This is a genomic window from Streptomyces sp. NPDC001406 (genome assembly GCF_042895285.1).
In the GTDB taxonomy this organism is placed as follows: Bacteria; Actinomycetota; Actinomycetes; order Streptomycetales; family Streptomycetaceae; genus Streptomyces.
The window spans coordinates 215,857-234,183 of the sequence record NZ_JBIAWG010000011.1 but is presented as its reverse complement, the minus strand read 5'-3'; the positions used below and the strand labels follow the sequence as shown (position 1 = coordinate 234,183).

At 70.9% G+C, this 18,327-nt stretch carries 13 protein-coding genes; 11 read left to right on the top strand and 2 right to left on the bottom strand.

All coding sequences use genetic code 11. The features are described from left to right. Window positions 1-195 precede the first annotated feature (195 nt). The 7 genes from ACFY1J_RS26985 to katG all read left to right on the top strand — a co-directional run bounded on the left by ACFY1J_RS26985 (window position 196) and on the right by katG (window position 10,246). Window positions 196-1,056 carry a bifunctional methylenetetrahydrofolate dehydrogenase/methenyltetrahydrofolate cyclohydrolase gene (locus tag ACFY1J_RS26985; RefSeq protein ID WP_390709542.1) on the top strand — a complete coding sequence of 287 codons (861 nt, stop codon included), beginning with the start codon at window positions 196-198 and terminating at the stop codon, window positions 1,054-1,056. Next, a complete protein-coding gene (glyA, locus tag ACFY1J_RS26980; RefSeq protein WP_390709541.1) occupies window positions 1,053-2,336 on the top strand; it encodes a serine hydroxymethyltransferase in 1,284 nt (427 codons plus the stop codon). Before ACFY1J_RS26985 ends, glyA begins: the two co-directional genes overlap by 4 nt. Beyond that, window positions 2,333-3,565 carry a sarcosine oxidase subunit beta family protein gene (locus ACFY1J_RS26975; protein ID WP_390732116.1) on the top strand — a complete coding sequence of 411 codons (1,233 nt, stop codon included), beginning with the start codon at window positions 2,333-2,335 and terminating at the stop codon, window positions 3,563-3,565. Before glyA ends, ACFY1J_RS26975 begins: the two co-directional genes overlap by 4 nt. Before the next feature lie 24 nt (window positions 3,566-3,589). Then, on the top strand, window positions 3,590-6,847 hold the full coding sequence (locus ACFY1J_RS26970) for a sarcosine oxidase subunit alpha family protein (RefSeq protein WP_390732115.1): 3,258 nt from the start codon (window positions 3,590-3,592) through the stop codon (window positions 6,845-6,847). After that, window positions 6,840-7,442: a sarcosine oxidase subunit gamma gene (locus ACFY1J_RS26965; RefSeq protein ID WP_390732114.1), complete on the top strand. Its 603-nt coding sequence runs from the start codon at window positions 6,840-6,842 to the stop codon at window positions 7,440-7,442. Before ACFY1J_RS26970 ends, ACFY1J_RS26965 begins: the two co-directional genes overlap by 8 nt. Window positions 7,443-7,558: 116 nt before the next feature. Further along, on the top strand, window positions 7,559-7,996 hold the full coding sequence (locus tag ACFY1J_RS26960; protein ID WP_390709537.1) for a Fur family transcriptional regulator: 438 nt from the start codon (window positions 7,559-7,561) through the stop codon (window positions 7,994-7,996). Window positions 7,997-8,029: 33 nt separating this feature from the next. Continuing rightward, window positions 8,030-10,246 (top strand): catalase/peroxidase HPI, encoded by a 2,217-nt coding sequence (katG, locus tag ACFY1J_RS26955; RefSeq protein ID WP_390732113.1) that lies wholly within the window; start codon window positions 8,030-8,032, stop codon window positions 10,244-10,246. A gap of 50 nt (window positions 10,247-10,296) precedes the next feature. Here the strand turns inward: katG and ACFY1J_RS26950 are convergent, their stop codons facing one another. Continuing rightward, window positions 10,297-12,486 (bottom strand): nitrate- and nitrite sensing domain-containing protein, encoded by a 2,190-nt coding sequence (locus ACFY1J_RS26950; RefSeq protein WP_390732112.1) that lies wholly within the window; start codon window positions 12,484-12,486, stop codon window positions 10,297-10,299. A gap of 443 nt (window positions 12,487-12,929) precedes the next feature. Here ACFY1J_RS26950 and ACFY1J_RS26945 point away from each other — a divergent pair, with 443 nt between their 5' ends. From ACFY1J_RS26945 to ACFY1J_RS26935, 3 genes are all read left to right on the top strand, one after another. Further along, window positions 12,930-14,072: an abortive phage infection protein gene (locus ACFY1J_RS26945; protein WP_390732111.1), complete on the top strand. Its 1,143-nt coding sequence runs from the start codon at window positions 12,930-12,932 to the stop codon at window positions 14,070-14,072. 110 nt (window positions 14,073-14,182) lie between these two features. After that, the gene (locus tag ACFY1J_RS26940; protein WP_390732110.1) at window positions 14,183-16,615 is read left to right on the top strand and encodes a SpoIIE family protein phosphatase; all 2,433 of its coding nucleotides are present in this window, start codon (window positions 14,183-14,185) and stop codon (window positions 16,613-16,615) included. A gap of 90 nt (window positions 16,616-16,705) precedes the next feature. Then, on the top strand, window positions 16,706-16,882 hold the full coding sequence (locus tag ACFY1J_RS26935; RefSeq protein WP_390709532.1) for a hypothetical protein: 177 nt from the start codon (window positions 16,706-16,708) through the stop codon (window positions 16,880-16,882). A gap of 66 nt (window positions 16,883-16,948) precedes the next feature. On the opposite strand, the gene ACFY1J_RS26930 is transcribed toward ACFY1J_RS26935, so the two are convergent. After that, window positions 16,949-17,638 (bottom strand): hypothetical protein, encoded by a 690-nt coding sequence (locus ACFY1J_RS26930; RefSeq protein ID WP_390732109.1) that lies wholly within the window; start codon window positions 17,636-17,638, stop codon window positions 16,949-16,951. Between the two features lie 185 nt (window positions 17,639-17,823). Between ACFY1J_RS26930 and ACFY1J_RS26925 the strand changes: the two genes are divergently transcribed. Continuing rightward, the gene (locus tag ACFY1J_RS26925) at window positions 17,824-18,315 is read left to right on the top strand and encodes a DUF6174 domain-containing protein (protein ID WP_390732108.1); all 492 of its coding nucleotides are present in this window, start codon (window positions 17,824-17,826) and stop codon (window positions 18,313-18,315) included. Window positions 18,316-18,327: the final 12 nt, after the last annotated feature.

Sequence of the window (18,327 nt, the reverse complement as noted above, 5' to 3'; positions counted from 1 at the left end):
TCTTCGAGCAGGGGGGACCCCCAGCCGCGTTGTCGTCACTCGCCGACTCCCCCAAGTTCTCGACTGCGCTCGAACAGGGGGGACCCCCATGACCCCGCTCGGGGTCGGCCAGTTCGCACCGTTCGTGACGTCCGACCTGATCCAAACAACACCCCCCAGCACCCCGCGAGAGCTTCGAGGGAAGGAACACCGCCGGTGACCGCACAGAAGCTCGACGGCAAGGCCACCGCCGCCGAGATCCGCCGTGAACTCGCCGAGCGCGTCGCCAAGCTGACCGCCACCGACGGACGGCCGCCGGGCCTCGGCACCGTCCTGGTCGGCGACGACCCCGGCAGCCGTGCCTACGTCGCCGGAAAGCACCGCGACTGCGCGCAGGTCGGCATCGCCTCCATCCGCCGCGAACTGCCCGCCGACGCGACGCAGCGACAGGTCGAGGACGTCATCGACGAACTCAACGCCGATCCGGCCTGCACCGGCTACATCGTCCAACTGCCGCTTCCGCGCCACCTGGACGCGAACGCCGTCCTGGAACGCATGGACCCCGCCAAGGACGCCGACGGACTGCACCCCGTCAGCCTCGGCCGGCTCACCCTGGGCACACAGGCCCCGCTGCCGTGCACCCCGCGCGGCATCGTGGAACTCCTGCACCGCCACGAGGTACCGATCGCCGGGGCCCGGGTGTGCGTGATAGGCCGCGGCATCACGGTCGGCCGTCCCCTCGGGCTCCTGCTGACCCGCCGCTCCGAGAACGCCACCGTCACCCTCTGCCACACCGGAACCAAGGGCCTGGCCTGGCACGTCCGCGAGGCGGACATCGTCGTCGCGGCCGCCGGCTCGCCCGGACTGATCACCAAGGACATGCTGCGCCCCGGCGCGGCGGTCCTGGACGTCGGCATCACCCGCACCGACCAGGGGCTGGTCGGCGATGTGCACCCGGACGCCGCCCAGGTCGCCGGATGGCTCGCGCCGATGCCCGGGGGCGTGGGCCCCATGACCCGGGCGATGCTGCTCGCCAACGTCGTCGAGGCCGCCGAGAGGAACGCGAACCCCGTATGAACGCGCTGAACACCCCGCTGGCCGAGCTGGACCCCGAGGTCCACGCCGCACTCCGCGCCGAACTGCACCGCCAGCAGTCCACGCTCGAAATGATCGCCTCCGAGAACTTCGCGCCCTCCGCCGTGCTGGAGGCCCAGGGCTCGGTCCTGACCAACAAGTACGCCGAGGGCTACCCCGGCCGTCGCTACTACGGCGGCTGCGAACACGTCGACGTCACCGAGCGCCTGGCCATCCAGCGCATCAAGGACCTGTTCGGCGCGGGATACGCCAATGTGCAGCCGCACTCGGGCGCCCAGGCCAACACCGCCGTCTTCTTCGCGCTCCTCAACCCCGGCGACACGATCCTCGGCCTCGACCTCGCCCACGGCGGACATCTCACCCACGGCATGCGCATCAACTACAGCGGCAGGATGTTCAACGTCGTGCCGTACCACGTCACGGAGACCGACCATCTGGTCGACCTGGACGAGGTGGAACGCCTCGCCAAGGAACACCGACCCAAGATGATCATCGCCGGCTGGTCGGCGTATCCGAGGCAGCTCGACTTCGCGGCCTTCCGGCGGATCGCCGACGAGGTCGGCGCCCTCCTCATGGTCGACATGGCGCACTTCGCGGGTCTGGTCGCCGCCGGACTGCACCCCAGCCCGGTCCCGCACGCGCACGTGGTCACCACCACCACGCACAAGACCCTCGGCGGCCCGCGCGGCGGGGTCGTCCTCACCAATGACGCCGACCTCGCCAAGAAGATCAACTCGGCGGTGTTCCCCGGCATGCAGGGCGGCCCGCTGGAGCACGTCATCGCCGCGAAGGCGGTCTCCTTCAAGGTGGCCGCGTCGCCCGAGTTCGCCGAACGCCAGGCCCGTACGCTCGCCGGCGCCCGTATCCTCGCCGACCGCCTCACCCGCCCGGACACCGCCGCCGCCGGAGTGCGGGTGCTCACCGGCGGTACGGACGTCCATCTGGTCCTGGTCGACCTGCGCCACTCCGAACTCGACGGCCGGCAGGCGGAGGACCTGCTCCACGAGATCGGCATCACCGTCAACCGCAACGCCGTCCCGTTCGACCCGCGCCCGCCCATGGTCACCTCGGGCCTGCGCATCGGCACCCCCGCCCTGGCCACCCGCGGCTTCACCGAGGAGGACTTCGCCGAGGTCGCCGACGTCATCGCCCTTGCCCTCCAGCCCGAACCCGACGTGCCCGCGCTGCGCGCCCGCACCGAGGCACTGGCGGCCAAGCACCCGCTCTACCCGCACCTTTCGGAAGACGGAGACGTCCGATGAGCCCCAGCACCCCCGGCGCCGACCTCCCCGACCACCCGGACTGGCTCTGGCGCACACCCGAGCCGAAGCGGTCGTACGACGTGGTGATCGTGGGCGGCGGCGGACACGGCCTCGCCACCGCCCACTACCTGGCCAAGAACCACGGCATCACCAATGTCGCCGTGCTGGAGAAGGGCTGGCTCGCGGGCGGCAACACGGCCCGCAACACCACCATCATCCGCTCCAACTACCTGTGGGACGAGAGCGCCGGCATCTACGAGCACGCCCTGAAACTCTGGGAGGGACTGGAGGAGGAGCTCGACTACCCGATCCTCTTCTCCCAGCGCGGTGTGCTGAACCTCGCCCACAGCCTCCAGGACGTCCGCGACAGCGTGCGCCGCGTCGAGGCCAACCGGCTCAACGGCGTGGACGCAGAATGGCTCGACGCCGAGCAGGTCGAAGAGGTCTGCCCGATCGTCAACATCTCGCCCGACGTGCGCTACCCAGTCCTCGGCGGCACCTACCAGCCACGCGCCGGCATCGCCAAGCACGACTACGTGGCCTGGGGCTTCGCCCGCTCCGCCGACGCCGCCGGGATCGACATCATCCAGAACTGCGAGGTCACCGGCCTGGACGTGGTCGACGGCCGGGTGGTCGGCATACGGACCACGCTCGGCCCGATCGCGGCGGGCAAGGTGGCCCTGTGCTCGGCCGGCCACACCTCGGTCCTCGCCGCCATGGCGGGCATCGAACTCCCGCTCCAGAGCCACCCCTTGCAGGCACTGGTCTCCGAACTCCTGGAGCCGGTGCACCCGACGGTCGTCATGTCCAACGCGGTCCACGTCTACGTCAGCCAGGCCCACAAGGGCGAACTGGTCATGGGCGCGGGCATCGACGCGTACAACTCCTACACCCAGCGCGGCGCGTTCCACATCATCGAACACCAGATGTCCGCCGCACTCGAACTCTTCCCGGTCTTCGCCCGCGCCCATGTGCTGCGCACCTGGGGCGGCATCGTAGACGTCAGCCCCGACGCCTCGCCCATCGTCGGCCTCACCCCGGTCGACAACCTCTATCTCAACTGCGGCTGGGGAACGGGCGGTTTCAAGGCCACCCCGGGCGTCGGCTGGGTCTACGCCCACACCATCGCCCACGACACCCCGCACGCCCTCAACGCCCCCTTCTCGCTCGACCGTTTCACCACCGGCGCGCTCGTCGACGAGCACGGCGCGGCCGCGGTGGCCCACTAGGGATCCTCAAGGGAGCCGAACGACATGCTGCTCATCCCCTGCCCGTGGTGCGGGCCCCGCGACGAGGTCGAGTTCCACTACGGCGGCCAGGCACATGTGCCCTATCCCGAGGACCCCTCGGCCCTCACCGACGAGGAGTGGGCGCGGTACCTCTTCTTCCGCGACAATCCGAAGGGCCCGTTCGCCGAGCGGTGGAGCCACGCGGCGGGCTGCCGCCGCTGGTTCAACGCGGTACGGGACACGGCGACGAACGAGATCCTGGCCGTGTATCGGGCCGGGGAGCCGCGTCCTTCCGAGGTTGAACCGGCGTCGGTCACTTCTCGGCCACGGCCGGCACCACCAGCCCGTCCGGCGATTGAGGACCAGGCCGTTCAGGCCGAAGGGGGGTCTGCGGGCGCAGCCCCCAGCGGGGTCGAAGGGGCGGAGCCCCCTCAGGACGGGACGGGTAGGGGCGGCGAGGGCGAGACCCGTACGTTCCGCACCCCCACCGGCGGCCGCATAGACCGCGACACCGCCCTCACCTTCACCTTCGACGGCATCGAGTACCAGGGCCACCGAGGCGACACCCTCGCCTCCGCCCTCCTCGCCAACGGCGTCATCACGGCGGCGACCAGCATCAAACTCGGCCGACCCCGCGGCATCTTCTCGGCAGGCGTCGAGGAACCCAACGCGGTCGTCCAGATCGAGGAGCCCTTCCCCGAGCCGATGCTCCCGGCCACGACCGTCGAACTCCACGACGGCCTCGTCGCGACCAGCCTCCCCGGCCAGGGCCGACTCGCCACGACCCCCGACCCCGCCCGCTACGACGCCGTGCACGCCCACTGCGACCTCCTGATCGTCGGCGCAGGCCCGGCCGGTCTCGCCGCCGCGGCGGCAGCCGCCCGCTCCGGCGCGCGCGTCATCCTCGCCGACGACCAGCCGGAGCCCGGCGGCAGCCTGCTCGGCACGGGCGAACACCTCGACTGGGTGACGGCGACCGCGGCCCGCCTGGACGCCGCCCCCGAGGTGCGCGTACTGCGTCGTACCACCGTGTTCGGCTACTACGACGACAACCACCTCCTCGCCGTCGAGCGGCGCACCAACCACCTGGGCGCCGAGGCGCCGGACAACGTCTCCCGCGAGCGTGTCTGGCGTATCCGCGCCCGCCGCGTGGTCCTCGCGACCGGCGCCCACGAGCGCTCGCTGGCCTTCGCGGACAACGACCGCCCCGGAGTGATGCTGGCCGCCTCGGCCCGCACCTACGTCAACCGGTACGGAGTCCTGCCCGGACGCCGCGCGGTCGTCCTCACCACCAACGACAGCGCGTACGCCGCCGCGCTGGACGTGGCCGCGGCAGGCATCGAGGTCGCCGCCGTCGTCGACACCCGGTCCGAGCCGGGGGAGTGGGCCGACCGCGCCCGCGAGGCCGGGATCGAGGTGCTGGCCGGCCACGCCGTGACCGGTACGGACGGCGGGGCGCGACTCACCGCCGTGCGGGTCGCCCCGTACGGTGAGTCCGCCGGACGGCGGGAGTTCGCTGTCGACCTCCTCCTGGTCTCGGGCGGCTGGAACCCCGTGGCGCACCTGTTCAGCCAGGCGGGCGGCAGGCTCCGCCACGACGAGGCGCTCGGCGCCTTCGTCCCCGACACCTGCCGCCAGGCGGTCGAGGTCGCGGGCAGCGCGAACGGTGAGCCGGCCCTGGCGGCGGTGCTCGCCCAGGGCGCGGCCGCGGGCGCCCGCGCGATCGAGGCCGAGGGCTACAGCGCCGAGGCGCCCGCCCTGCCCGCCGTGGCCGAGCGACCGCACACCCCGGCCATGCAGGTGTTCACCCTCCCCGCCCCCGCCGGCGCCCCCCGTTTCGTCGACCTCCAGCGCGATGTGACCGTGGCCGACCTGGCCCGCGCGACCGGAGCCGGGCTGCGCTCGGTGGAGCACACCAAGCGCTACACCACGGCCGGCACCGCGGGCGACCAGGGCAAGACCGCGGGCGTCCTCGCCAGCGGAGTCGTCGCGGAACTCCTCGGCGTGGACATCTCCGCGCTGGGCCTGCCGACGTTCCGCCCGCCCTACACCCCCGTCTCCTTCGCCACCCTGGCGGGCCGCGACCGGGGCGCGCTGCTCGACCCGGTCCGGGTGACCGCCCTGCACGAGTGGCATGCCGCGCACGGCGCGCTGTTCGAGAACGTCGGCCAGTGGAAGCGCCCCTGGTACTACCCGCACGACGGCGAGGACATGGAGGCCGCGGTGCTGCGCGAATGCCGCGCCGCCCGGGAGGGCGTCGCGTTCATGGACGCCTCCACCCTCGGCAAGATCGACGTACAGGGCCCGGACGCCGCGGCCTTCCTCGACCTGCTCTACACCAATATGATGAGCACCCTGAAGGTCGGCATGATCCGCTACGGCGTGATGTGCCGCCCGGACGGCATGGTCTTCGACGACGGCACCGTCATCCGCCTCGCCCAGGACCGCTTCCTGGTCACCACCACGACCGGCAACGCGGCCGCCGTCCTGGACTGGATGGAGGAGTGGCTGCAGACCGAGTGGCCCGGGCTGCGCGTCCACTGCACCTCCGTCACCGAGCAGTGGGCCACCGTCGCCCTGGTCGGCCCCCGCTCCCGCGAGGTCCTCGGCGCACTGGCGCCGCAACTGGCCGTGTCCAACGAGGACTTCCCGTTCATGGCGTGGCGGGAGACGACCGTGGCGGGCATCGGGGCCAGGGTGTGCCGGATCAGCTTCTCCGGCGAACTCGCCTACGAAATCAATGTGTCGCCGTGGCACGCCCTCGCCCTGTGGGAGGCGCTGTACGAGGCCGGTGCCCCGTACGGCATCACCCCGTACGGCACCGAGACCATGCACGTCCTGCGCGCCGAGAAGGGCTACCCGATCATCGGCCAGGACACCGACGGCACGGTCACCCCGCAGGACCTGGGCATGAGCTGGGCGGTGTCGAAGAAGAAGCCCGACTTCATCGGCAAGCGCTCCTACGCCCGTGCCGACACCGTCCGCCCCGACCGCAAGCACCTGGTCGGCCTGCTCCCCGAGGACCCGGCCGCCTTCCTGCCCGAGGGCACGCAGCTGGTCGCCGACAGCGAACTGCCCGCCCCGCCCGTCCCGATGCTCGGCCACGTCACCTCCAGCTACCGCAGCGCGGTACTGGGCCGGACCTTCGCCCTCGCCCTGATCAAGGGCGGCCGGGAGCGCATCGGCGAACGTCTCTACGCACCCGTGGGCGACCGGCTGCTCCCGGTGACCGTCGCCAGCCCCGTCCTCTACGACCCCGAGGGAGCCCGCCGCGATGGCTGACACCGCTCCGACCGCGCAGCAGCGCAGCCCCCTGGCCTCCACCGCCCACCGGCTGGCGGCCGTCACCCGGTCCTCCGGGGGCACGATCCGGCTGGCCGAACTCCCCTTCCTGGCACAGGCGAACGTCCGCCTCGACGCCAAGGGACCGGCCGCGGACGCGGTGGGACTCGCCCTGGGGCTGCAACTGCCCCTGGAACCCGACACCGTCGTACGCACCGGGGAGCTGACCGTACTGTGGCTCGGCCCCGACGAGTGGCTGGTGGTGGGCCGGCCCGGCACGCAGCGGGACCTGGAGAGCCGGATCCGTTCGGCGGCCGGGGACGAACCCGTGTCCGTCTGTGACGTCTCCGCCCAGCGCACCACGCTTCTCGTCACGGGCCCCCGCGCCCGCGACCTGCTCTCCCACGGCTGCGCGCTGGACCTCCACCCGCGCGCCTTCGGCCCCGGCCGCTGCGCCCAGACGACACTGGCACGCAGCCAGGTCGTTCTGGTCGCACGCGACGAGCCCAGGGCCGGGTTCTGGGTGCTGGTGCGTTCGTCCTTCGCCGGCTACCTCACGGACTGGCTGCTGGACGCGGCGACGGAATACGCCTGACACAGTGGGTCGGTATGTCCCTACATAATGTGACAAACCCTGCCTGACCTGGGCTCCCAGACTTGGCTTGCTCGTTTTCTTGAATCCTTCGTGTTTGTGCGGGTAGGTTGGCGGCCATGACCGCATCCCAGACCCCGACCACCGCCGAGGAGCTCCGCGGTGCCGGCCTGCGGGTGACGGCCGCCCGCGTCGCGCTGCTCGAGACCGTCCGGGACGGTGATCACCTCGGTGTCGAGGCGATCGCCTCCGGGGTACGGGATCGCGTAGGCCACATTTCCCTGCAAGCCGTGTATGAAGCCCTCCACGCGCTCACCGCCGCGGGTCTCATACGCCGTATCGAACCGGCCGGCAGTCCGGCGCGGTTCGAGGGACGAGTCGGGGACAACCACCACCATGTCGTGTGCCGGTCGTGCGGCGTCGTCGCTGACGTCGACTGCGCGGTCGGTGAGGCCCCTTGCCTGACGGCCTCCGACGACCACGGCTTCTCGGTCGTCGAGGCGGAGGTCATCTACTGGGGCCTGTGCGCCGACTGTTCCACCGCCCGCAGTTCCTGAGCAATGTGATCCGCCCAGTTCGGAAGGATTCCCATGTCTGAGAACCATGATGCAATCGTCGTAGACGCGAAGACGGAGGGCGCGGGTGGCTGCCCCGTCGCGCACGGGCGCGCCCCGCACCCGACTCAGGGCGGCGGAAACCGCCAGTGGTGGCCGGAGCGGCTCAATCTGAAGATCCTTGCGAAGAACCCGGCCGTGGCGAACCCCCTCGGTGAGGAGTTCGACTACGCCGCGGCGTTCCAGAGCCTCGACCTCCCGGCCGTGAAACGGGACATCGCCGAGGTGCTGACGGATTCCAAGGACTGGTGGCCGGCCGACTTCGGCAACTACGGCCCCCTCATGATCCGTATGGCCTGGCACAGCGCGGGCACCTACCGCATCAGCGACGGCCGCGGCGGCGCCGGCGCCGGTCAGCAGCGCTTCGCCCCGCTCAACAGCTGGCCCGACAACGGCAACCTCGACAAGGCCCGCCGTCTGCTGTGGCCGGTGAAGAAGAAGTACGGCAAGAGCCTGTCGTGGGCCGACCTCATGATCCTTGCCGGCAATGTCGCCCTGGAGTCGATGGGCTTCAAGACCTTCGGCTTCGGCGGTGGCCGTGAGGACGTCTGGGAGTCGGAGGAGGACGTCTACTGGGGTCCCGAGACAACCTGGCTCGACGACCAGCGCTACACCGGCGACCGTGAGCTGGAGAACCCGCTCGGCGCGGTGCAGATGGGCCTCATCTACGTCAACCCGGAAGGCCCGAACGGCAACCCGGACCCGATCGCCGCGGCCCGCGACATCCGCGAGACCTTCCGTCGCATGGCGATGAACGACGAGGAGACGGTCGCCCTGATCGCGGGCGGTCACACCTTCGGCAAGACCCACGGCGCGGGCCCGGCCGAGAACGTCGGCGCGGACCCCGAGGCCGCCCCGATCGAGCAGCAGGGCCTCGGCTGGAAGAGCACCTACGGCACCGGCAAGGGCGGCGACGCGATCACCAGTGGCCTGGAGGTCACCTGGACCAGCACGCCGACCCGGTGGAGCAACGGGTTCTTCCAGAACCTCTTCGAGTACGAGTACGAGCTCACGCAGAGCCCGGCCGGCGCCAACCAGTGGGTCGCGAAGGACGCCGAGGCGACCGTCCCCGACGCGCACGACCCGTCGAAGAAGCAGCTCCCGACGATGCTCACCACCGACCTGTCGCTGCGCTTCGACCCGGTCTACGGGCCCATCTCGCGGCGCTTCTACGAGAACCCCGAGGAGTTCGCGGACGCCTTCGCCCGCGCCTGGTACAAGCTGACCCACCGAGACATGGGCCCGAAGTCGCTGTACCTCGGCCCGGAGGTCCCGGAGGAGACCCTGCTCTGGCAGGACCCGCTGCCGGAGGCCGAGGGCGAGGCCCTCGACGCCGCCGACGTCGCGGCCCTCAAGGCCAAGCTGCTCGACTCGGGCCTGAGCGTCGCGCAACTGGTGTCCACCGCGTGGGCCTCGGCCGCCACGTTCCGCACCAGCGACAAGCGCGGCGGTGCCAACGGCGCCCGCATCCGTCTGCAGCCGCAGGCCGGCTGGGAGGTCAACGAGCCCGACGAGCTGGCGCAGGTGCTGCGTGTCCTGGAGGGCATCCAGTCGGAGTTCAACTCCGGCGCCAAGAAGGTCTCCCTCGCCGACCTGATCGTCCTCGGCGGCGCCGCCGGCGTGGAGAAGGCCGCCAAGGACGCCGGGTACGACGTCGAGGTGCCCTTCGCGCCGGGCCGCGTGGACGCCACGGACGAGCAGACCGACGCGGAGTCCTTCGCCGCGCTGGAGCCCACCGCCGACGGCTTCCGCAACTACCAGGGCAAGGGCAACCGGCTGCCGGCCGAGTACCTGCTGCTCGACAGGGCGAACCTGCTGGGTCTGAGCGCGCCCGAGATGACGGCCCTGGTCGGCGGTCTGCGCGTGCTGGGCGCCAACCACCAGCAGACGTCGCTCGGTGTCCTCACCGAGACCCCGGGCAAGCTGACGAACGACTTCTTCGTCAACCTGCTCGACCTGGGCACGACGTGGTCGGCGACCTCCGAGGACCAGAACACCTTCGAGGGCCGCGACGACGCCACCGGCGAGGTCAAGTGGACCGGCACCCGTGCCGACCTCGTCTTCGGCTCGAACTCCGAGCTGCGGGCCCTCGCGGAGGTCTACGCGAGCGACGACGCGAAGGAGAAGTTCGTGAACGACTTCGTCGCGGCGTGGGTCAAGGTCTCGAACCTCGACCGGTTCGACCTCGTCTGACCCCGACGTCCGGGCCGGCCCGCACGGGCCGGCCCGGACGCCGTTCGGCGCTATTTCTCCCGTCGCCTGCCGTCCGCCGCGGGTGCGCGGCCCCGTCCCTTCCCCCGCGGCCCATCGCTCTCGCCCGGGGCCCCGGCAGCCGTCGGCTCATCCGTCCACGCCTCGTACGAGCTGAAGCGGTCCTCGGCAGCCGCGGCCGCCAGCGCGGACAACGCGGCCTCGCGACGCGACGCGGGAATCGTGCCGACCGCGGCCAGGGTGAGGGTGTCGACGTCGGGCTCGGACCCTGCCGCCCGGAACGTGATCGTGCCGGGCAGCATGACGAGCGAGGCCGTACCGGACTGCTCACCGGACGGCCGCAGTTGGACGTGGACGCCGTGCCGGTCGGCCAGTCTGCCGACCACGAAGAGCCCCATGTGCTGGTACACATCGGTGTCCGCGGTCGGCGGGTTGGCCAGCTTGTGGTTGATCACCGCGAAGTCCTCGGGCATCAGCCCGATTCCCTCGTCGTGGATCTCGATCATGATCCGGGTGTCGGGGAGCCGGGTCGCCGTCACCCGGACCGTCGAGTGCGGGGACGAGAACGCGGTGGCGTTCTCCAGGAGTTCGGCGAGCAGATGCACGAGGTCGGTCACGGCTCGGCCCTGGATCTCGGCCTCCGGGATACCGGCGAACTCGATGCGCTCGTACTGCTCCACCTCGGAGGAGGCCGCACGGATGACATCGACCAGCGGCAGCGAGCGGTCCCACTGCTGGGCCGGCTTCTCACCGCCGAGCACCAGAAGGTTCTCACCGTTGCGGCGCACCCGGGTGGCGAGATGGTCCAGCCTGAACAGGTTCTCCAACTGGTCGGGGTCGGTCTCGTGGTCCTCCAGGTCGGTGATCAGGGCCAGTTGACGCTCGATCAGTGACTGGTTGCGACGCGACAGGTTGGTGAAGATCGTGTTGATGTTGCCGCGCAGCACGGCCTGCTCGGCGGCGAGCCGTACGGCCTCGCGGTGCACATGGTCGAAGGCGCGGGCGACCTCACCGATCTCGTCCGTGGTGGTGATGGGGATGGCGGCGACCCGGGTGTCGACCTGTCCGGGCACGGCCTGGGACAACTGGGTGATGACGGCCGGCAGCCGTTGCTCGGCGATCTCGATGGCGGAGCCGCTCAGCCGGCGCATGCCGCGGCTCATCGAACGGGCCACCCACGCGGCGAGCAGGAACGCGGTGAGCACGGCCGCAAGGACCAGCGCGGCATTGGTGATCGCGTCACGGCGCGCGATGTCCGCGATGCCGTGGGCGTCCGTGAGCGCGCTGTCGGTGAGGTGCACCTGGATGCCGCGGTAGGCGCCGAAGCCGAGTGTGGACGCGGCGAAGAACGATTCAGGCGTGATGCCCTCCGCGGCCAGTTCGGCGGTCGTCTTCCCCGAGGCGATCTCGCTGATCATCTTGACGGTGCCGGGCGGGGCGACGAAGGTCCGGCCGGCCGCCTTGGCCCGTCGGGCGGCCTCGGTGGTCTGCCGCCGGCCCTTCTGCTCCGCGGCGGCCAGCGCCTTGCGCAGCCTCGCCATGTCCGCGGCGGTGCCGGCGCCCGCGTACTCCTGGAGCGCGACCTGTTCGAGGTAGGCGTACGAACGGAACGAGGCCAGCTGGGTCTCCAGTTCGCCCGGAGCGAGGGTGCCGCGGTCCTCCACCAGCAGATGCGTGCCGATGGACCGGATCAGGGACTCGGCGGCCTGCGTCAGGGAGATGGCGTAGAGCGTCCGGCCGAAGCTGGCCTGATTGCTGCTGCCGAAGCCCAGTTCGTTCGAGAGCTCCATCAGCGGATGCTGGACGAGGTGGTAGCTCTCCTCGGTCTGCACACCCGACAGCTTTGCGCTGAACGCGTTGGCCCGGACCGTCGCAAGCTGCTTCTCGCCGTTGCGGACCAGCTCGATCCGCCTGAGGAGGCCGGTGGTGTCCGGTATGCGGCCGACCGCTCGGTCGAACGCCTTCGCGTCCTCGTCGGTGATCCGGCGGGCCTGTACGACCGGGCCGGCGTTCCTCTTTCCTTCCAGCAGCGGGATGACCGAGACGTCGCGCTCGTTGATCGCGTCGCTTGCGTACTTGTTCGCCGCCTGGACCAACTCGGCCACCCGCACCGCTTCGTCGGCTGCCTGCAAGGTGTCCACGGACCGTTTCACCCGCACGCCTCCGAAGGCGAGTGCGACGAGCACCGGGATCAGCAGGACGGCCCGGAGCTTTCTGCCCACGCGCCAGTTGCGGGTCAGGGATCTTCGTCGGCCGCTCGTCGGCAGGGCGGGGGAAGCGCTTTCCGCACGGGCCTGACGACGTGTGGGGGGTGAGGTGTTCGGCAAGGTCGTCCCATCGTTTCCGGACCGCCTCGTGCGCGGCGCTCGCCGGGCACTCTCTCGACGGGGGCGGTCTGCGGTGTGGTTCAGGTGAGACAGGCGGGTCACGATGTGCGCCTGCGTGGTCACTTTCTAGCACCGTGGGATCGTCCGTGATGGCCAATTCGCCAATGTGGTACAAGCTTCATCTAAGCCGTCCAAGGGGGAGCCGAGCCCCGCAGACACTGAAGTCGCCCCGGGCCGACGGTACTTCCGGCTTTCGACGCCGGATCCCATCCCTTCGTCGCGCTGCCGTAGACCGTCGACGGACAGCGGAGCGAACGCCCCCTCGGCACAGTGAGCGCATGAGTGAGCGCAGGGAGAAGACGAAGGGGATCAACAGGGCACAGTTCCTCGCCGGGACGGCGTCCGCCGGGCTCGCGGCGGCGCTGCTGCCCGCAGGGCCGGCGCGGGCAACGGAGCCTCGGCGCGGGCTGTGTCACCGAGGCGTCGTCTACACCGTGGGCGACGGCGACACACCTGGTACGGCCTTCAACGCCGCCCGGATGTGCAAGGACATCCGGGTCATCCGCGACGAGCTGCACGCAGACACCGTGGAGGTGACCGGCGACGGCGTGGAACGTCTCACGGCCACCGCCGCCGAGGCCGCGGAACGCGGCCTGCACATCTGGCTCCAGCCGACCCTCGGCGACGTCCCGGAACGGGACATCCTGGAGCACCTGGCCGAGACCGGCCGGTTCGCCGAGCGGCTGCGCCGGCAGGGCGCGAGCGTCGACTTCAGCGTGGGCTGCGAGTTCTGGCTGTTCGTGCCGGGGATCGTCCCGGGGGCGACCGTCCTGGAACGCGTACGGAACCTGCTGGAGGGACGTGTCGACCATGCCAGGATGCAGCGCCGACTGGACCGCTTCACCAGGAAGGCGGCCGCGGTCGGCCGCTCCGTCTTCCGGGGCCGTCTGAGCTACGCCGCCGCCCAGGACGACCAGGTCGACTGGAGCCTCTTCGACATCGTGGGCATCGACTACTACTCGTACTTCCGTCACCGCGCCGACCACACCGCGGAGCTGCGCCGGTATCTGCGCTGGGGCAAACCCCTGGCGATCACCGAGTTCGGCACCTGCGCGTACGTCGGCGCCCCCGAGGCGGGCGGTATGGCCTGGGACGTCGTCGACTACGACAAGCACCCCGAGGAGATCAAGGGCCACCTGGTGCGCAGCGAACGCACACAGGCCGCCCATGTGGTGGACATGGTGGACGTCTTCTCGTCGATGAACCTGTACGCGGCGATGGCGTTCGAGTTCGTCACCCCGGACGCCCCGCACCGCCCCGACGACCCGCGCCACGACCTGGACATGGCGAGCTACTCCCTCACCAAGACCGTCAAGGACCACCACGACGACCCCAGCTCCGACTGGCACTGGGAACCCAAGAAGGCTTTCCACGCACTGGCCCACCGGTACGCGAGGGAGCGCCGGACGAGTTCTGCCTAGAGGCGCGGCCCGCCGCCGGCCCGGTTTCGTGACAACGGTGGAGCGGCGGTGGGTGACTCTCGGTGCAACAATGGGCTCCGTGGGGCCCGGCCCCGGGATGGTGCGAAGGTATGGGCGTCATCGGTGCGCTCGGCAGTGCAGATCCGGCCGATCCGTTCGACATCGGGTCCGCGGCCGTGGTGATCACCGATGCCAGGAAGCAGATCGCCTACTGGAGCCCGGGCGCCGAGAGCCTGCTCGGCCACGCGTCCCGTGACGCGGTGGGGCACCCCGTGGAATCCGTCCTGGCGGACCGGAACCTGATCACCGCCGTGTCCCGGCTGCGCCGGACGGGCCACGGCTGGAACGGCGTGCTCGCCGCCCGGCACCGCGCCGGTCACCTCGTCGAAGTCGCGGTCCGGGTGTGCCCCCTCGTTGCCGTCGGCGGTCACCATGCCTGGCTCGTCGTCGCCTGTGACGCGCGGGAACAGGCGGAGTACGAGTTCCACGACGCGGTCGCGCGCTCCCTGCTGGAGCGGTCGCCCATCGGCATCGCCGTACTGGACACGCAACTGCACCGCAAATGGGCGAACCGCGCGCTGGCCGACATGGAGGCGTACGGCGCGGCCGAGGACGACGAGTGCGGAGCCGCAGCGGACACCGCTGAGTCGTCGTCCCTGGTGAGCCGGTACGCCAAGCGGGCGCTCGTCACCGGACGTCCGCAGGTGACCCTGGAGCACTCGCCGCCGCACCACCACATGCCCCACAGCCGGACCCGGAGGCGTGTCGAGCTGCGTACCTTCTTTCCCGTGCGCAACCCCGCGGGCGAAACGCTGGGCATCTGCCTCGTCGCCGTCCACGCCACCGGCCAGGACTCGGCGCGTGATCGGCTCGCCCTGCTGAACGAGGCCAGCGAACACATCGGCACCACGCTGGATCTCGGCCGCACGGTGGGCGAACTGGCGGAGGTCATGGTGCCGCGGGTCGCCGACTTCGTCGCGATCGACCTCCTGGACGCGGTACGGGCGACCGCGGACCCGTCCTTTGACTCGGCGCACGGTGGTGAGGAGACGCTGCGCCGCGCCGCCCATCTGTCGATCCAGGAGGACCACCCCGAGGTGGTCATCGAGATCGGTGTCCCCACGCACTATCCGCCCCGTTCCCCTCAGGAACGGAGCCTGGCCACGGGCAAGCCGATCTGCGAAGTCGTCGACCCGGCGACCTCGTGGGTCCTCGACGACCCCGTGCGCTGGAACAGGCTCATCCGCCTGGGTGTGCACACGCACCTGGTGGTTCCGCTGCGGGCACGCGACATCACCATGGGCATGGTGACCCTGCTGCGTTGGAAGAATCCCGACCCGTTCGACGAGGACGATCTGCTCCTCGTCGAGGAGTTGGTGGCGCGCGCCGCGGTGTGCGTCGACAACGCCAGGCGTTTCGCCCGGGAGCGCCAGGCGGCGCTGACCCTGCAGACGAGCCTGCTGCCGCCCGACCTGCCCGAGCTCAACGCGGTCGAGGTCGCCTACCGCTATCTGCCGGCCGACATCGAGTCCGGGGTGGGCGGTGACTGGTTCGACGTCATCCCGCTCTCGGGCGCCAGGGTCGCGCTCGTCGTGGGTGACGTGGTGGGCCATGGGCTCCACGCCGCGGCGAGCATGGGGCGTCTGCGGGCCGCCGTCCAGACGCTGGCCGATCTGGATCTTCCCCCGGACGAGCTGCTGACCCACGTCGACGACCTGGTCGTACGCCTGTCGGAAGAGGCCGAGGCGGCCACGGAGGGGCCCACGGTGGTCGGGGCGACCTGTGTGTACGCGATCTACGACCCGGTCGCCCGCACCATCGTCGTGGCCCGCGCGGGGCACCCCAGCCCCGCGATCGCCCATCTGACCGAGCCGGTCGAGTTCCCCGACATCCCCGCCGGACCGCCGCTGGGTCTGGGTGGCCTGCCCTTCGAGTCGGCCGAGATCGCGGTGGAGGAGGGGAGCATCATCGCCCTCTACACCGACGGGTTGATCGAAGCGTCGGACCGGGACGTCGACGTCGGCATGGAACGGCTGTGCTTCACCCTGGCCCACCCGGACCGGCCGCTGGAGGAGATCTGCGACATCATGGTCCGCACCCTGCTGCCGGACCGCCCCCGGGACGACGTCGCCTTCCTGATCGCGCGGACGCACACGCTGAGTCCCGACCGGGTGGTGTCCTGGGACGTGCCCGCGGACCCGTCGGCCGTGCATGTGGTGCGCAACGACGTCGACCGGCAGCTGTCCCTGTGGGGTCTGGACGACCTGGCCTTCACCACGGAGCTGATCGTGAGCGAGCTCGTCACCAACGCGATCAGGCACGCGTACGGTCCGATCAGTCTGCGGCTCATTCACGAGCGGGCGCTGATCTGCGAGGTCTCGGACGCCAGCAACACCTCCCCGCACCTCAGGCGGGCCGCGAGCACGGACGAGGGAGGACGAGGCCTCTTCCTGGTCGCGCAGCTCGCGCAGCGCTGGGGCACCCGCCGCGGTGCCGCAGGCAAGACGATCTGGACGGAGCAGCAGCTTCCGGACGGTGCGTGACGGCGCGAAGGCCTCCGCACCCTATTGCATATATATGCGGCCTGTGTCATATTTTTCCCACGCGAGTCCCCTACCCACGGAGCCCGCAGCATGATCCACGGAGCCCACCCCCATGCTCCCGCCCATCTCGTCGACATCACCCTCGCCCGTGACTGCGACACCTGTCGCGGCTGGGGAAGCGTTGTCCACGACGGCCGTTTCGAGCTCTGCCCGGACTGCCAGGGCCCGGCCGGCCCGCAGCGGGACACCAGCGACCTCGGCGGCTGAGTCGCGTAGACCCGGTAGGCGGCCGGGCTGCCCCAGCCCGGCCGGCAGGCAGGCAGGCCGTCCGACTCAGGGGGTGAAGACCTCTTCGAGGCTGTCGATGGCCCCGTTGTCACCGCGGTGGTACTTGAAGACCAGGCCGCTGTTCGGGTGCGCCTCGATCCAGTCCAGGAACTCCTGGACGCCGATGCGCTGGTTCTCCGTGCTCTCCACGATGGGGTTGGTGGCGGTGACGTAGGCGGCCTGGTCCATGGGCAGGTACGTCTCCTTGCCGACGGTCACGAAGGGCGCGCCGTCGGAATCCGCCGTGGGGCAGCCCCAGTTGCCGTACTTGACGATCAGGCTGAGCGAGCCGCCTTCGGGGGTGTAGCGATAGACCGCGATCTCGTCGGGGGAGATGGGCATCTTGTGGTCGCAGCCGTCGTCCTTGCCGCCGGAGCCCGCGGCGATGGGCGTCCCCGTGGCCGAGGAACCGGAGCCGGAGGCGGAGGGAGTGGCGGCCGGTGCGGTCCCGGTGGCCGTGCCCTTGCCGCCCGTACCGGCCGAGGACTTGGCGGCGGGCTTGGCGCCGGCCGCGGTGGCACCGCCGCCCGCGTCTGCCGCGGTGTTCGAGGCCGCCGCGCTCGGAGTCGCGCTTGCGCCGTCGTGACCGGCGCAACCGCTGAGCGCCAGCGCCAGTGCGGCCGCGGCGCACACGCTTGCCGCGGCCGGGCGGAGCGCGCGGGGTCTGCGACGGCCGGTCTTCGTGGTCGGTGCCATGGTGGGTCCCCCCTCGGGTGGTGACCGCCCTTGTGCGGGCGATGCGATTCGGGAGGAGGGACGATCTATGGCCAGCTGCAGTTTCACCAGTTCTCCATCGTTGCGGCCCCGTGACATGCGGGCCCGCCGCGAACGTTCGGAGCGCCGTAGGCGTCCAGGGACAAAGAGCTCACGAAAGGCCCCACATGACAGCCGTACGTGTCACTCCTCGTTCCTCGCTGCCGCGCGTCGCCCTGATCGGAGGTCTCCTCTGGGCGACCGCCGCCTGTGCGGGAGCGGGCACGTCCACCGAGGCGGCGGAGGCGAAGTCGTCCACGCACAGCGGTACGGCCTGGGAGGAACCGGCCGCGTACACGTACACGCTGAACTCGACCGAGGGAGAGCGGGCCCTCATCGGCACCTTCCGGGTGACCGTGCGCGACGGGAAGGTGGCGAAGGCGGTCGGCCTCGACGAGGAGAGCCGCCGGGTGGTCCGTCGCTCGCCCGGCGTCGTCCCCACCATCGGTGGACTGCTGAAGGAACTCGCGCAGGCGCGGCGCGACGACGCGGACACGGCGGAGGCGGAGTACGCGGCCGACGGACATCCGCTGCGCGTCACGCTGGACTGGGACGAGAACGCCGTCGACGACGAAGCCCGGTACGTCATCAGCGCATATGAGCCCGCCACGTCCTCGTGACGGCGTGGCCGA